The sequence below is a fragment of the Nostoc sp. genome (genome assembly GCF_036919495.1).
Lineage (GTDB): Bacteria > Cyanobacteriota > Cyanobacteriia > Cyanobacteriales > Nostocaceae > Nostoc.
This window is the reverse complement of the sequence record NZ_JBALBZ010000134.1, coordinates 61,869-76,306: the sequence shown is the minus strand read 5'-3', so window position 1 is coordinate 76,306 and position 14,438 is coordinate 61,869. Positions and strand designations below refer to the sequence as shown.

20 protein-coding genes are annotated in these 14,438 nt (G+C 42.2%); 2 read left to right on the top strand and 18 right to left on the bottom strand.

Features of this window, described 5'->3' with window-relative positions; genetic code table 11:
• Positions 1 to 40: 40 nt before the first annotated feature.
• Entirely contained in the window at positions 41 to 187 is a 147-nt protein-coding gene (locus tag V7K25_RS18795; protein WP_442948100.1) for an NINE protein, read from the top strand.
• Positions 188 to 420: 233 nt separating this feature from the next.
• On the opposite strand, the gene V7K25_RS18790 is transcribed toward V7K25_RS18795, so the two are convergent.
• From V7K25_RS18790 to V7K25_RS18735, 12 genes are all read right to left on the bottom strand, one after another.
• Positions 421 to 945 carry a tetratricopeptide repeat protein gene (locus tag V7K25_RS18790; protein WP_335160020.1) on the bottom strand — a complete coding sequence of 175 codons (525 nt, stop codon included), beginning with the start codon at positions 943 to 945 and terminating at the stop codon, positions 421 to 423.
• A 129-nt stretch (positions 946 to 1,074) separates the two neighbouring features.
• On the bottom strand, positions 1,075 to 1,890 hold the full coding sequence (locus tag V7K25_RS18785) for a transporter substrate-binding domain-containing protein (RefSeq protein WP_335160019.1): 816 nt from the start codon (positions 1,888 to 1,890) through the stop codon (positions 1,075 to 1,077).
• 12 nt (positions 1,891 to 1,902) lie between these two features.
• Entirely contained in the window at positions 1,903 to 2,259 is a 357-nt protein-coding gene (gene rplT / locus V7K25_RS18780; RefSeq protein WP_069069781.1) for a 50S ribosomal protein L20, read from the bottom strand.
• A gap of 19 nt (positions 2,260 to 2,278) precedes the next feature.
• Positions 2,279 to 2,476 carry a 50S ribosomal protein L35 gene (rpmI, locus tag V7K25_RS18775; RefSeq protein ID WP_109007939.1) on the bottom strand — a complete coding sequence of 66 codons (198 nt, stop codon included), beginning with the start codon at positions 2,474 to 2,476 and terminating at the stop codon, positions 2,279 to 2,281.
• Between the two features lie 83 nt (positions 2,477 to 2,559).
• The gene (locus V7K25_RS18770; RefSeq protein WP_335160018.1) at positions 2,560 to 2,739 is read right to left on the bottom strand and encodes a type II toxin-antitoxin system RelE/ParE family toxin; all 180 of its coding nucleotides are present in this window, start codon (positions 2,737 to 2,739) and stop codon (positions 2,560 to 2,562) included.
• A 4-nt stretch (positions 2,740 to 2,743) separates the two neighbouring features.
• Positions 2,744 to 2,866 (bottom strand): type II toxin-antitoxin system RelE/ParE family toxin, encoded by a 123-nt coding sequence (locus V7K25_RS18765; RefSeq protein WP_335160017.1) that lies wholly within the window; start codon positions 2,864 to 2,866, stop codon positions 2,744 to 2,746.
• Positions 2,866 to 3,150: a type II toxin-antitoxin system ParD family antitoxin gene (locus V7K25_RS18760; RefSeq protein WP_335160016.1), complete on the bottom strand. Its 285-nt coding sequence runs from the start codon at positions 3,148 to 3,150 to the stop codon at positions 2,866 to 2,868. Before V7K25_RS18760 ends, V7K25_RS18765 begins: the two co-directional genes overlap by 1 nt.
• A gap of 461 nt (positions 3,151 to 3,611) precedes the next feature.
• Positions 3,612 to 5,672, bottom strand: coding sequence for a ribonuclease catalytic domain-containing protein (locus V7K25_RS18755; protein WP_335160015.1), 2,061 nt, complete (start codon positions 5,670 to 5,672; stop codon positions 3,612 to 3,614).
• 176 nt (positions 5,673 to 5,848) lie between these two features.
• Positions 5,849 to 6,064 (bottom strand): 30S ribosomal protein S18, encoded by a 216-nt coding sequence (rpsR, locus tag V7K25_RS18750; RefSeq protein ID WP_012411240.1) that lies wholly within the window; start codon positions 6,062 to 6,064, stop codon positions 5,849 to 5,851.
• 2 nt (positions 6,065 to 6,066) lie between these two features.
• Positions 6,067 to 6,261, bottom strand: a complete 195-nt coding sequence (gene rpmG, locus V7K25_RS18745; RefSeq protein ID WP_012411241.1) for a 50S ribosomal protein L33 — start codon at positions 6,259 to 6,261, stop codon at positions 6,067 to 6,069.
• A gap of 43 nt (positions 6,262 to 6,304) precedes the next feature.
• On the bottom strand, positions 6,305 to 6,862 hold the full coding sequence (locus V7K25_RS18740) for an RDD family protein (RefSeq protein WP_335160014.1): 558 nt from the start codon (positions 6,860 to 6,862) through the stop codon (positions 6,305 to 6,307).
• 515 nt (positions 6,863 to 7,377) lie between these two features.
• On the bottom strand, positions 7,378 to 7,704 hold the full coding sequence (locus V7K25_RS18735; RefSeq protein ID WP_335160013.1) for a hypothetical protein: 327 nt from the start codon (positions 7,702 to 7,704) through the stop codon (positions 7,378 to 7,380).
• Between V7K25_RS18735 and V7K25_RS18730 the strand changes: the two genes are divergently transcribed.
• Entirely contained in the window at positions 7,703 to 9,370 is a 1,668-nt protein-coding gene (locus V7K25_RS18730) for an MBL fold metallo-hydrolase (protein WP_335160012.1), read from the top strand. The two genes, V7K25_RS18735 and V7K25_RS18730, sit on opposite strands and share 2 nt — an antisense overlap.
• A 140-nt stretch (positions 9,371 to 9,510) precedes the next feature.
• On the opposite strand, the gene V7K25_RS18725 is transcribed toward V7K25_RS18730, so the two are convergent.
• The 6 genes from V7K25_RS18725 to V7K25_RS18700 all read right to left on the bottom strand — a co-directional run bounded on the left by V7K25_RS18725 (position 9,511) and on the right by V7K25_RS18700 (position 14,411).
• Positions 9,511 to 9,822: a DUF6679 family protein gene (locus V7K25_RS18725; protein ID WP_012408115.1), complete on the bottom strand. Its 312-nt coding sequence runs from the start codon at positions 9,820 to 9,822 to the stop codon at positions 9,511 to 9,513.
• Between the two features lie 610 nt (positions 9,823 to 10,432).
• Positions 10,433 to 10,651, bottom strand: a complete 219-nt coding sequence (locus V7K25_RS18720; protein ID WP_229454773.1) for a hypothetical protein — start codon at positions 10,649 to 10,651, stop codon at positions 10,433 to 10,435.
• Between the two features lie 291 nt (positions 10,652 to 10,942).
• Positions 10,943 to 11,731, bottom strand: coding sequence for a Nif3-like dinuclear metal center hexameric protein (locus V7K25_RS18715; protein WP_335160011.1), 789 nt, complete (start codon positions 11,729 to 11,731; stop codon positions 10,943 to 10,945).
• Positions 11,732 to 11,769: 38 nt separating this feature from the next.
• Positions 11,770 to 12,519, bottom strand: a complete 750-nt coding sequence (locus V7K25_RS18710) for a hypothetical protein (RefSeq protein ID WP_335160010.1) — start codon at positions 12,517 to 12,519, stop codon at positions 11,770 to 11,772.
• Between the two features lie 297 nt (positions 12,520 to 12,816).
• Positions 12,817 to 13,230, bottom strand: a complete 414-nt coding sequence (locus tag V7K25_RS18705) for a secondary thiamine-phosphate synthase enzyme YjbQ (RefSeq protein ID WP_322648712.1) — start codon at positions 13,228 to 13,230, stop codon at positions 12,817 to 12,819.
• A 74-nt stretch (positions 13,231 to 13,304) separates the two neighbouring features.
• Positions 13,305 to 14,411 (bottom strand): glycosyl transferase, encoded by a 1,107-nt coding sequence (locus V7K25_RS18700; protein ID WP_335160009.1) that lies wholly within the window; start codon positions 14,409 to 14,411, stop codon positions 13,305 to 13,307.
• Positions 14,412 to 14,438 lie beyond the last annotated feature (27 nt).

Sequence of the window (14,438 nt, the reverse complement as noted above, 5' to 3'; positions counted from 1 at the left end):
ACTGTATACAGGTATTCATGGAAAATTGGAGTACACTGTCATGCAGCAAGCAAATTCAAGCGTCGCATATATTCTTTGGTGTTTGTGCTTCTTTGGTATCTGTGGTGGGCAAAGATTCTACACCGGACAGATTGGTAGTGGTTTAATATATTTCTTTAAGAGTTGCTTCTTGAAGCAACGAAGATAGGCTACGCTGAGGTCAACAATGATCCAAATACTGGAGCTATCCGTTATCACTTTGATGTATAAGGTTTAAAAGTAAATATTCATATATTTTCATATTTAGGACTTACGCATCAAGTACGAAATCCAGGGGCAATACCCTGCGGGAAGCCGCTTTGTGTCTACATGAATTGCCCCTACGAGAAATCAAGGCTATTATTCTCTGTTCATAACTGATCAATTATGATCTGTTAGCAATTACGCAGAAACTAAACGACGTAGAGATTCAGCACGGCGTTTAGCAATAGGGTTATTTGGAGCCAATTTTAGTGCTTCTTCGTAACTTTGTAACGCCTGAGCCGTTAACTTTTTTTTCTCGTAAGCGTGACCGAGATTATTCAACCCTGTTACGTAGTCTGGTTTAGCTTTTAGGGCTTCTTTATACTGACGAATTGCTAGGTCATATTGCTCTTGGATAAAGTAAATATAACCAAGCCCGTTGTAAATAGGGGCAATATTTTCTTCTCCCTCTTCTTGGGCAGCTTTGATAGCTTTTTGAAACAGCAGTATCGCTTGGGAATACATTTTTTTGTCTGAATAAATACTGCCTAACTCATAATATTCTTGAGTAGTACCCTTTTCTTTCTCTAACTTCTTCCGCAATCTTCCAAAAGAGCCTTCAATCTTGCGAGTTTTGAAAATCTGGCGAAAAACACTCACGGCTGCAATTGTGAGTATAACCACCAAAACTGAGAGATAAACAACGGCTAGACTGTTATCCATTGCTGCAAATACAAATATTAAAAGTTACTTCTGTAATCTATTATCAGCCTATTGGGCATGATGGAGATAAGGATAATTATCATAACTCTTGTACAGACGCGATTAATCGCGTCTCTATTCCTAACTTACTTACGGTAAGCCCCAATATTGAACACGTTGCTGGAGCCAACCTTCTGCTAAGTAACGAGCGATCGCTTGATTCACATTCCGTCTTAATTCATCGTACTGCAATCCCTTGGGCATGACTACAGACAAGGGTTCAGTAGATAGCTTAATTGGCAGTAGCCGATATTGGGGATATTCTTGCACCCAACCACTCAGAACGCTAGCATCTGCGGCAAAGGCAAAGGCTGCATTAGTTTCTATTTTATCTCGCGCTTCGTCATAAGAATTCACTCCTACCAACTCGGCGTTTGATACAAAGTAACGCACTTTAGCGATGGTGCTGGAGTTATTGAGTACAGCAATTTTTTGTTTTGCAAAATCACTCAATTTCTGCACAGAGGCATCTTTTGTAACTAATACAGTGCTATCCAAATAGTAGGGAACACTGAAATTAACTATGCGACTGCGAGATTCAGTTGCTGTTACCCTAGCGATCGCAAAATCAACTTTCTTGTCTAAGACTACAGACAAGCGATCGCGATTCGCTACTGGTTTTAATTTGACAGCCTCAGCTTTACCAACCAAGTCAAGTGCCAATCGCTGTGCTAAGTCAATTTCTAAGCCTTGCAAATTACCGTTAGCATCTCTAAATCCCAACGGACGCAAGTTATCTTTAACGGCAACAGTTAGATAGCCTCGCTGCTGAATTTCTGGCATTTCGGCAGCAGACGCAGTTAATCCCGTCCCCACTATGGATAAGCAAAAAATCCACAAAATAGTGGCGGATAATACCAGATGTAACCGAGTAATTATTTGCAATCTGTTACATCTGTTATACATCCCTTGCCACCTTTATCCTTTAGCTTGATTTGCCAATTCAGCAACTTTGCCGAAGCTAGCTGGATCGAGGACTGCCAATTGTGCCAACATCTTGCGATTGAGTTGGATATCAGCTTTTTTCAAGTTACCAATCAACTGGCTGTAACTCAAGCCGTGTTGCCTTGAAGCAGCGTTGATGCGAGTGATCCACAGGCGACGAAAATCGCGCTTTTTCTTTTTGCGATCGCGGTAGGCACTCCGTAGCGCCTTCATCACTTGTTGGTTAGCAGTTCTAAACAGAGTTGAGTGGGAACCGCGAAAACCTTTAGCTAGTTTGAGAATTTTATTGCGGCGTTTCCGAGCTACATTACCGCGTTTTACCCGAGTCATAACTTATTTCCTAAAATACTTACAAATATGGGAGCATCAAGCGCACGTTAAGTTCATCGCGTTCATGTACAAGCGCACTCTGACGCATACTACGCTTTTTGTCAGAAGATTTGTGCTCTAAAAGGTGGCTTTTGAACGCTTTACGACGGACGATTTTGCCGGTGCCGGTGGCACGGAATCGCTTCGCTGCGGCTTTACGAGTCTTTAGTTTAGGCATTGTTTAGCTTTAATTCGACACGATCCATTATTATACTAATAAAATTGCTGGAATGGAAATTAAATAAAGGATTTAACCAACTACTAAAGAATATCGTTATTTAAGAAAACTGTTTCTAAATCCCGATAACCACTGACAATACGTGCAACTTCGACACCGCCATCAATGGGACGATAAAATATCAAATAATCTTCTACGGGGAAACTCCGTAAACCATTAGCAAAATTATCGCAACTTTGCCCCATATTAGGAAAATTAGCCAACAGCTTACACTCCTGTATAATTATTTTTGTTGAGTTTTCGAGCCGCACCAGGATTAAAGCGGGTAATGTAGGGGCTAATTTCTTTCAAATCTAATCTAGCTGAAGGCGCTAAAATACACCTACTCATTATTTAGCAGCCTCAGCTTGTTGCATTTGGGCTTCAGCGCGTCGGATATCTTCTTCTATTTCTGCAAATACCTCTTCACCATCAATTCCTTCACCACGTTCGAGTTCTTCAATACCAACTTGGATTTTAGCTTTCAATTCTGCTAGACGCTGATCTCGAAAGCGATCGCGTTCTTCTAGCAATCTCAATGCTTCACCCATCACCTCACTAACTGAGTTGTATTTCCCACTACTAACCTTATCCTTAACCAACTGCTCCAGTTCTGGGGTCAAAGATATATTCACAACTATTACCTCATTCCATTTACTCTATATCCTAACCGACAGGGGTTAAGGGACTTCCAAAAAATAAAATATACACTCACCAATAATGATAATCATTTACGATTATTGATTCTACTTTTTTGGCAAAACGTTTGAATAAATAATGAAACAATACTTTAAATGATATTCTCAGCTGGTTTAATTATTGTGGTTCCTGTGTATTTAGTGTAAACCTATGCGCGACAGAAATCCTTTGACTATGTGGATAGTGGTTGTAGTGGCTGTTAGTGCAACGGCGATAGGCATTCACAATTTGGAATGGTTCTTAAATGTTACTTGTCTAGTAGATACTATGCCCACTGCTAGTAGACATTGCAAGCATCTGCACTAGCTTTAATTAGAGCAAGATTAAAATAATTCGTAATTAATAATACTCGCCTCTGGCGAGTATTATTAATTACGAATGACAAATGACAAATTAGTTAATTCACTGCTGTTTGGGCTTCTTGATAAACTATTTCTTGAAACTGGATCATATCTTTTTGCGGATCGGCGTGGCTGACTTTCACTAATATCTGTTCGCCCAACTTCACAGAACGCTTGAAAACCATTGGCAACTGCAAGCCCAAATCTTCTAACAAAATTAGAGCCAAGTTGCTGTCTTCTCGCAGCCACATCAACACTGTTACCTCCCAAGTTTCCTCTGGATGACGGCGTAAATACTCTAGAGCATAATATCTATTAGTTTGCCGTTCTACCATCGTCACCTCTTGGGTGATGCTGGTGACAGTCATCATTACTTCTTTAAGTTGATCTGCGGAAAATGGTAAAACTTCACCCCGTAAATGGGCTTTAAGTTGGAAGTGGGTAAGCAAATCACTGTAACGACGGATGGGAGAGGTTGCTTGGGTGTAAGTATCCAAACCTAAACCAGCATGGCGCAGAGGCGTAATGCTCATTTCGCTCTTAGGCATACAACGACGCATAGCGCAAGCGCGAACGAATCCGGCGGGAAGTAGCAGCAATTCCTCTTCTGAGGGTAATTCTGGTTGCGGCTGACCGCGAAAGGGCAAAGGTATGTTATGAGCTTTACCATAACGAGCCGCAACTTCGCCGGCAAGAATCATCATTTCTGCTACCACTTGCCGCGACGGGGAATCGTCCAAAATATCAATATTGATCTCATCATCTTTGACTTTGATCATCGCTTCCGGCATGGTGATGCTAATTGCCCCTTGAGCGTAACGCCAAGCTTTGCGCTTCTGTGCCCAAGTTGCGATCGCAGCAATTTCTGGTTCTGCCTGTACCCGTAATTGCAGCATTTCATCTACATCTTCGTAGGTGAGACGATAAGTCGGCTTAATCGAACTGGTATGAATGCTGTAATCTTCTACTCCCCCAGTTGTATCTAAAATAATTCCAAAACTGAGCGCGCAACAAACCCGTCCCTGGATCAGACTCATTGGCCCAGTCGCTAATACCTCTGGGAACATGGGAATCATTCCCGTAGGTAAATAGACTGTACTACCCCGCTTTCTCGCTTCTAAATCTAATTCATCTTCCGGTACTAACCATCGAGTCGGATCGGCGATATGCACCCACAGGCGTTCCCGTCCATCGGGCAGTACTTCCCAACTCAGACCATCGTCGATTTCTGTGGTAGTTTCATCATCAATGGTGTAGACCTTCAGGTGAGTCAGATCAAGGCGGTTTGTATCTGAGTCAATCGGCGGGAAATCCAAACGCTGTTGCGCCACTTCTAATACCTTATTAGGAAATTGGATCGGAATTGAAGAACGACGCAGGAACAAGTTTTCATAAGGACTCCAGCAACCCAAATCCACTAACAGCTGAAAGGCTCCTTGGGGTGTTGTGGGCCGTCCCAGCATGGTCATAGTTTCTAATACTGGAACGCTTGGCGGATAAGCGCGAGCCAAGGAGTCATAATTGACCCCTGTCCGCACGGTGTCAGCAAGCAACGCCGCATATTTTTCGAGTCCTTCTAAGCGTTGGCGATCGTGACGCCCCCACTCTACTGCTTCACCTTTGAGCGCCTGCTCTACACGAGTTAAAAATTCTTGCTGTCCCTTGACTTTTAGCGCCTCTACTTCCATCTGGTGCTTGCGTTCTGCTACCTGAGCAGCAGTTCGCGGCTCGTAGGCGTCTCCTTTTTGCTTGAAATAAAGTTTGTCCTCTGATAACAAGCAATGGGCGGCGTAACAAGGAGGGGCAGTTGATTCAGAAAATAGCAAATTTGCCATTTGGTCTGGGGTGACTGTTTCCCCATCTTCAACCAGTAGTTCCCAAGCCACTTCTAAGCTAGACGGATCTAAATAAGGCTTGATCTGCTCCAGAAAATTGGCAATCTCTGAGGGCTTGTACGTCTGTCCGGTAACTGTATAAGTTATTTGTCTAGGCGCGAGGCTGTGGGATTGACCACGTTCGTCTACCACAAACCAGCGGGTTTTACCGTCTGGACGTTCTACGATGCCCAGACGGCGATCGCCTTGAACCCTAAATTCAACTAGCGTCCCCTTCTCCACAACTCTCGCACTTTAATTTGGTGAACAGTTTAAATAGTTTTAAGTTAGGAGTTAGGAGTTAGGAGTTTTGATTCTTAACTCCTGTACAGACGCGTAGACGCTCGAAGAGCGGCTTCTCGTAAGAGTATAATCACGTCTCTCCTGTACAGACGCGATTAATCGCGTCTCTCCTCTTTTTAGCCTTCCGCATTGATAAATGGCAACAAAGCCACAATCCGCGAACGTTTAATTGCTAATGTCAACTCTCGCTGTTGCTGAGATGTAAGCCCAGTAATCCGACGTGGCAATATTTTACCCCGTTCGGTGACAAACTTACGCAGTAAATCAACATCTTTATAATCGATTGGTTCTCCTGGCTTGATCGGAGAAAGGCGACGACGGAAATAACTCATCTCTACTTAATTTCCTTGTGAACGGTATGTTTGTTGCAGTGGGTGCAGAACTTTTTCAGTTCTAGCCTGTTAGTGGTGTTGCGGCGATTCTTGGTGCTGGTATAACGGGAAACACCAGCAGAACGCTTGTCTGAATTTGTCCGGCACTCAGTACACTCTAGTGTGATAATAATGCGGGCACCTTTACTCTTAGCCATAATCTTACAAACAGTGAAGCCTGAAGAGAATTAACACAAATGACTATCTTCTCACATTCCGCCGCATATTATCAACTAATCTTTTGATTTTTATGTCGAGCGAGTAGCCACGACGCGACGAAACTATGAAAGTTCCACAATAGCGATCGTGTAAAGCCTGCCGCATCTGGGTATCAGAGAAGGCAGTCCCACAATCAATTGCTAGGGGAAGTACTAGCAGTATAGCAGTGGGATTGGCTCTAATATTGCTCAAGGCAATTGATACTAAAAGCGCACCCAAGCCAACGATCGCCTCTCGCTTCACTAGTGAGAGCAAATCTGGAATTCTGCCCACTACTTCTCCATCTTCAACTTCCAATACCTTTAAATCGAACGCCCAACGCCCTAAACTTTGCCCTTGATTGTTGTACACCACCAGCACCCGCAAAATCAACCAAAATATCACAAAAACTAAAATTTGCACAAATTGAATCCCGATATCGCCGCCTCCCAGTAGGGAACTGACTAACCAGACACCAAGGAAATCAAGCCCCAATGCCATAGCTCGTCGCCCAATTTCAGCCCTGGGATAGTGTTTTTGGGGAAGTCGTTCGATAGTCATACAACACAGGTATTTTTATTTAGGGATTGGGAAATAATTGCTCCTGTTTTTAATATTAAGGTGATGACTTGAGTTTGGCGTTTAGGCTAGTTTTGGATGAAGAGAGCGTTTTTGGTAAAGTTTCGTAAATTATTAAAGGTTTGGATCTAAAGAGCCTCAAAAGCTTATTTGAACAGTGGGCCAATCCTAACTACTGAGGATTTTTAGAGAGTGTAGAGGATTGCTCCTGGTGTCATATTGCTTTACATCTAGATCAATGGACAGGTGAACCGAAAGGTTCTACAATCTGACTGATTGCGGTAAATTTACCTATTGCCCAATCCACATAAGCATAGTAAAGATTTTCTAGTGATTACGTTTGATTGCAGAAGCACTAAATTAATATAGGAAAGTCTTTAAGTAAGGGGCAGCAAAAAAATGGATGTAAAGCTGATTCTAGCTGGATTGACAGTTATATTTACGCTTTCGTGCTTATTTTTTGGCACGAAAAATGGATTCTATGATTCAGATAACTATCACGGCAATGGTTCTGCACATTGAGATAAGTCTGTAAACGCTTGGGCAACTTCCCGTAGTGTGAGTTGGTTCAAAGCGTTCAAAACTTGCAAAGGGAAAATAAACAAGAGGCATCCTTGAGCTAGTAATTTTGATGGCTTCTGGTTAGTCCACCTTTCTGAACCTGTGCGGGTTCGGTAGAGGCGTCCTCCCCAATCAAAAATCTGTATTCTCAGGGTGTAGGGGCGCACGATAAAACTTACCCCTAAGTCACAAAACCAAAATTTGTGTAATTTTTGGCTTTTGAGATATGTCCATGATGATAAGGTTTGAGGGGAGGAGAGCATGAGGGATAATCTGTCGGCATCCTCTCGCGTAGATGCTGCGGAAGGGGGTAGTGAATTAGAATGTTTGCCCTATAGTGTTCAGCATTACGATGAGGGTGTGTGTTTGTTGGTGAAGATGGGGCCACACCGCATCTTGTTGGATTGTGGTTTGGCGGATATTTCATCGCTGGCGAAGGGGCTTACTAAGTCGGTACATGGAACTGGTTCGCCCCCACCAGCAGATTTGGTTTTGATTAGTCACGCCCACCCAGATCACGCTAGAGGTTTACTGGCACTGCATAAAGCTTTTCCAAAGTTACCTATTTATGGTAGCGAAGTAACCAGCAAGTTACTGCCGTTGAATTGGCTAGACCAAGATCCTGAGAAAATTTCCAAATTTTGTCATGCCTTACCGTTGCGATCGCCTGTAGAATTCCAAGATGGTTTGGTGGCAGAATTATTTCCCTCCGGGCATCTACCGGGGGCTGTGGCAATTCTCCTTACCTACACCACTAAGCAGCGTACTTACAAGCTACTGTATACAGGAGATTTTTTCCTGTCAAACTCCCGGTTGGTAGAAGGTTTGCGTTTAGAAGAATTGCGAGGGTTAGACTTGGATGTGCTAATTATTGAAGGTAGTTATGGCACATCCCGTCATCCTCACCGCCGCAACCAAGAAAATCAACTAGCAGAACGAATTAACCGCGCCATCGCTGACAATTGTTCTGTAATTCTTCCCACTCCGGCTTTGGGATTGGGTCAAGAATTATTAATGCTGTTACGCTCTCATCACCACTTCACCGGACGAGATTTAGATATCTGGGTAGATGGTGCTGTCGCAACTGGGTGTGATGCTTATCTAGAACTGTTACCCCACCTTCCTCCATCTGTACAGAATTTCGCCCGCCATCAACCTTTATTTTGGGATGAACGAGTGCGTCCCCGCGTGCGTCGTTTACAAGCAGAACATCGTCCCACTGTGGGTAAGTCACCTTGTATTGTCCTCACCGACTCTACAGATGACTTGGGTAAGCACTGCCAACTCGACACTGGCCCTTGGCTGATCCTGTTACCAGAAAAAATTGATATAGAAGTTAATAAAGAATATTTAGCACCCACCACTATTGAAACCTATCTTCTGGCTCAACATAGTGATGGTCCTGGTACTACGCAGCTAATTCATAATTTGCGACCGCAGCACGTCATTTTTGTTCACGGTTCTCCTGCCTACTTGGCAGACCTGACTAGCTTAGAGGAGTTGCAAAACCGTTATCATATCCATTCCCCAGCGGCTGACACTTTAGTAGAATTGCCTATCGGTGATACATTTTTACAACCGGCAGCACCAGAAACTAATTACGAAGGTGAACTGACAGAGTTGGGAACAGTAATCACAATCACCCTAGCAGATGTAATTACAACTGATCCTCGTTGGCGACAATTTGCTGATACTGGTTTAATCGAAGCTCGTTGGCAAGGCGAAGAACTAGTATTGAGGGGATTGTCTCAACGAGAATTGCTCAACCAAAATAGCGATCGCTATACATGGACAGATGTAGACTGTTGCGGTACTTGCCGACATCAAAGAGGGCAGCGATGTTGGAATCCAGCTTCCCCGTTGTATAACTTTAAGGTAACCCTAGAAGGTTACTGTCCTGCTTTTGAAGGTTTGAATGATAGCCAATAGCCATTAATCCGGTGTCTTTTGTCATTTTTAATTAATGACGAATGACGAATGACCCTTACGGGTTCGCCAGTCGCTCATGGGGGAAACCCCCAAGACCGCGCTGACTCACTAATGACTACTGACTATTAACTAATGACTGATTATTCTGGATTAGAGTCTGTGTAACGGTTGTGGATGCGTTCGGCTTCGGGACAATCTTCAGTCATCAAAGGCTCCACATTACCGCGTGGTACTGAAGCTAGTTTTTGCGTTACAGCACCAATGCTCTCGAGGCGAACCATTTCTTCCCAAGAACAAACTTCGTCCTCTTCTTCTGTTTCATAGCGTAGGGTCACTAAATCTCCCTCTATGTCGATGATGCGGGCGCGTTCAATCCAGCGTTGCTGGTCCCGCAAGAAAACACATACCTCGCGCCCATCGCAACAGAGTTGATAAATCTTGCGGTGTAGCATGTACTGTTTCTGCCTTTTTAAACAACGTAGTTAAACCTGTCAAAATCTGGGTTCTACCCAATTACATTACACCTTTAAGAGGTTAATTTCACCGTTCAGAACAAGTACGCTTCATCACCCAATCCCAAAACTTGCATGTAGTTGTCAAATATTGGTAAATTTTGGGTCAGAAATCAATGCTTGCAGCAATGAATTCAATCTCCGTCCGGCTCTTTCTACTCAATGTCTGCTTCATCAAAGTCAAACAATTCGGAACCTGTCCTAACCAGGCTTATATTTGCTGGTGAGTCCTTGTTACTATTATGTAATAAAGAATACTCAAAACCAATCGTTGATTGCGGTTGTTTAACTTGCCTACTTTTAATCATTGGCATTACTGGGAAGTCCGGGGACTTGGTTTTACTTTTACCCATGTGTATATGATCTTAACTCATTCTCTTGCTGACCTTGATGATTTTCAACAACAACACCTAAATAGTTTTGATTTTTGAAGCTTTTTGCCTGATGATAGCTACTTAAAAGGCAACGGAGTAGAGGTGAGAAGCTTCAAGGGCAAAATAAATGGGGGACAAGGGGGAAGGGAAAATTACCCTCTGCTTATTTTGGAGTATCAGCAAGATTTATATGGTAGCGGAAATTCCATAAGTACGTTCGATGAGGAGGCTTCTCGTTTAATTTTGCCTGCCCGAACTGCATCGTATAGGGCTGCGAGGGCTGACAAATCCTCTTCCTTCCAGCATTTAGTGACAAGCACTTGATGGAGTAAACCCTCAGATTCAACACTAAGATATCCAGTTTGGAAAGCAGATTCAACGAGTGTACGAATCATCTTGGTTAGGACAGAGTAAACAAATTGTTACGTCAAGTGTGGAACATTTCCTTCTGATATTAATTGATATGGAGCATGAATATGATGTGATTATCATTACACGTAACTAGTGATTTAGATCACATCAATGGGTCACAATATGATATTTTGGTGCATCTATCTATGTCTGTACGCAGATGACAGTTACACAAAACTTTAGCTTCAGTACTGAGATGACGTATAATTCGACAATATTAAAAGATAAGAAAATTTTTAAGCAAGTATCCCAAAAATATAGTGAAACACAAGCAATCAAGCAAAAAACTGGCGGAAATCTTCATCATTTTGACTTAATTGCACCCAGTCTAAGTTTAAGGACTGGAATTTTTGCGCCAAGCGATCGCAAGCTGGACGTTCGGTAGCGTAATGTCCGGCATCGATTAGAATAAGATTGCGATCGCGGCTTTCTTGAAACTGATGAAACTTACAGTCAGAAGTCAGATAAGCTTGGGCACCACTTTTGACGACGGCTGAAATATAACCAGCCCCTGAACCACCCAAAACAGCAACTCGTGAAATTGTTTGCTGTAAATCAGCACTTGGGGAAAAAATTAAATTAGGGGGAGCAAGTCGGGTTTGAATGGCTGCGAGTAACTCTTGTAATGTTAGAAATGGCTCTAGCAAACCAACACGACCATATCCTAATCCTGCTTGTGTAGGTTGTATAGGAGTAACTTCTTTGAGTTCTAAAATTTGAGCTAAAACGTCAGCAGTACCATCCTGCACTTGATCAAAATTCGTATGGGCGCTGTAAATACCAATATTGTGGGTAAAGGACAACCGTACCATTTCTGCGATCGCTTCACCAGTGCGTAAAGATTTGGGGGGAGTGAAAATCAAGGGATGATGAGCAAATATCAGATTAGCATTCAAAGCGATCGCTTCCTGCATTACTGCCAAAGTCGGTGTCAAACAGACTAAAACCCGTGCTTTTTCCTGCAACACTCCTGGTTCAACCTGCCAGCCGCAATTATCCCAACTTTCACACCAAGCGGGATTTGCCCATGCTTCAAACCAAGTAATTAAGTCAGCAATTTTCATAACTATTTTCTTCAGCAATTTTTAATTTTAATTGCTAATCAGTGTTTCTGTGGTTGAATATTTAATTTTAATGCTAATTGCTGGCGCATTTCTTGGAAAGGTTTGTTCCAGACAGGGCTGGCATTCCAGTTCCACACTGCGACTGGGATAAGTTCTTCTTGGGCAAGACAAGTTAACAGACGATATTCATCTTCTGGTTCACGAGAAAAGGTGAAAGGATTACGGTAGCCTGTGTCACATAGTTTATAAGATGTAACCTGACCGTGATTAATCCGTTGTAAAAGTTCTTTACCTTTGACAAGTAAATAATCCAAAAAAACTGGACTAAAAGGCTCTATATGTGCGCGTTTTTGTGGTTCTTTTTGTACCCACCTTGCCCACTCAAACCCATAGATAAAATCGTGAACATAACGAAAGCGGATTTCTGTTTTACTTCCGAACATCTCTGTCAGTAAAACCATCTTTTCACCAAAAATAGTTAAAAAAGGAACAGCACCCTCATCTGCTATGAGAGCCTGCCTTAGCATACTACTTACCATAAAATCAAAATCCCAGAATATGTTTTCTGGAAAGTTTTGCAACTGAGTACGGACTATGGATTCAAGAGTTTGTTGAAAGGTTATTAGGAGTTCAATTTCGGTATTTTCTTCAGCAATTAAACTCCCCAATTCTGCAAAACTAGTAATTAATGTTTTTTTTGGATTAAGTGATAAGAGATTAATAGACTGTTGAGCAAGGATTTCATCAATCAATTGGAAAGTATGAGTTGGTGTCAATTCTTGCTTCATAGTAATTGAAATAGCCCAGACAGCTTATATTAAATATTAGTTTATATCTAAATAGTTTTTTAAATAATCACAAATAAACTTTACTTTTGAATTTACAAATTGACACAAATTCTTTAGTATAGATGTGATTAATTTTCATGGCAAAGCGATGGCTTCGCCAACGCCAAGGGCGAACGCGGCGAAATTTATTTTATGTATATCACCGCGAGTTTATGAGATTATAGCCAAAGGGTAAGCGGGATAACCAGAGTATTTAAACTCTATAGAAGTCCACCTTAAATAAAATTTGAGAATCAGCTATCCAGAAATATGGATAACCAATTCTCTTAAATGACTGCGCTGGCGGTGTTCCCAAATATAAATTCCCTGCCAAGTTCCTAATACCAAATGACCACGATTAATCGGGATATGTTCAGAAGTGTGAGTGAGTGCGGTACGAATGTGTGCCGGCATATCATCGGGCCCTTCCGCATCGTGAATGTATTTACCTGATTCTGGCACGAGTTTTGCCATAAAGTTAGCTAAATCCACAAGGACATCGGGATCGGCGTTTTCTTGGATGACTAAACTGGCTGAAGTGTGGCGTAAAAATAGAGTACAAAGACCAGTTTCAACTCCCGATTCTGCAACTGTGGCTTCAATTTTTGCAGTAATGTTGTAAAAAGATTTACCAGTAGTGGAAATTTTTAGTAATTTTTGGTAGTGAGTCATTTAGAACACTGTTATTGATGTTGGTAAGAGCTAATTAGCGGTTGAATCTGCTGGATGTTACCATTGTTCCATTATTAATTTATGTTGTTTTCAAGAACTTTATTCGACTCGAAATAATTAATTACAGCATGAGCGATCGCTTCATTACCATCCTTAGCAATTGGTTCAGATTGCTTTGGTAATTGGGGTAACTTATGCAGAAAATCCCAAGTCCCTTGAAAAAACTCAGATGGGGTGATGATTTGATGCTGGTTATAATTTGTTATGCCTTCTATTAGAAAAGTTGCTTCGGCAAAGTCCTCACGGGGAATGGTAACAATAGGTACTCCTAATAGTGCGGCTTCACTAAAAGTACTGTAACCAGGTTTAGAAACGACTCGCTCACAAATAGACATAAAATCTACAGGGCGGTATTTGCGGTCATTAATTTTCACTAAATTAGGTAAATCAGGGGCAGATTGATCAAAGACGATAAATTGCCAATCTGGGAATCGCCGCAGGTTATCGTAGGGAATTTGCTGTAAACCCAAGCCGCCAAAGGTCAACAAAATAGTTTTTTCCACTGGTGCGGTTATTCCCCAAAGAGAACGTAAATCATCAGCAGAGTGACGGGGAGAACCGCCTGTTAAACCGACATCTGTGATATTGTTAAAGGCTGGCATTGGTTCGTGGAAGGGTAGACGAAATAAGCGATCGCACTTTGAGTACCAATCACTGATCCAATCTGCAACTGTGGTAAATTCACCTCCCCAATCTCGGTAGATAAAGTCCCAGCCAAAGTTACTCATCATCCAGCAGGGAATATTTGCACCTTTGGCAAACCCAGGAGCAAGGAAGGGTATATCTGCCAAAATCAGATTAACGCGATTTTGGCGGATAAAATTCACTTCTGAGGCAATGAGCGAATTTTGATGCTTTTTAATATCCAGCAACTTTTCTAAAGTCGCTACTTTATCCATTGTCAAACTATCTGTTTGCACCACACCCAAATCAAATGCACGGGGACGATAGATAAAATCGCCTTCTATGTAGCACTCTAGCAACCAGCGTGGGGCAGTGGTTACCAGAATCAGCAGAATTTCTGGACATAATTTTTGAATTGTCGCAGCCACAGAAGCCATGCGGGTAGCATGTCCAAAGCCGTGATTAGTTATGGCTAAGTATAAGATTGGGCGTTCCATTTTAAAGGTAGGAGTTACTAGTTATCT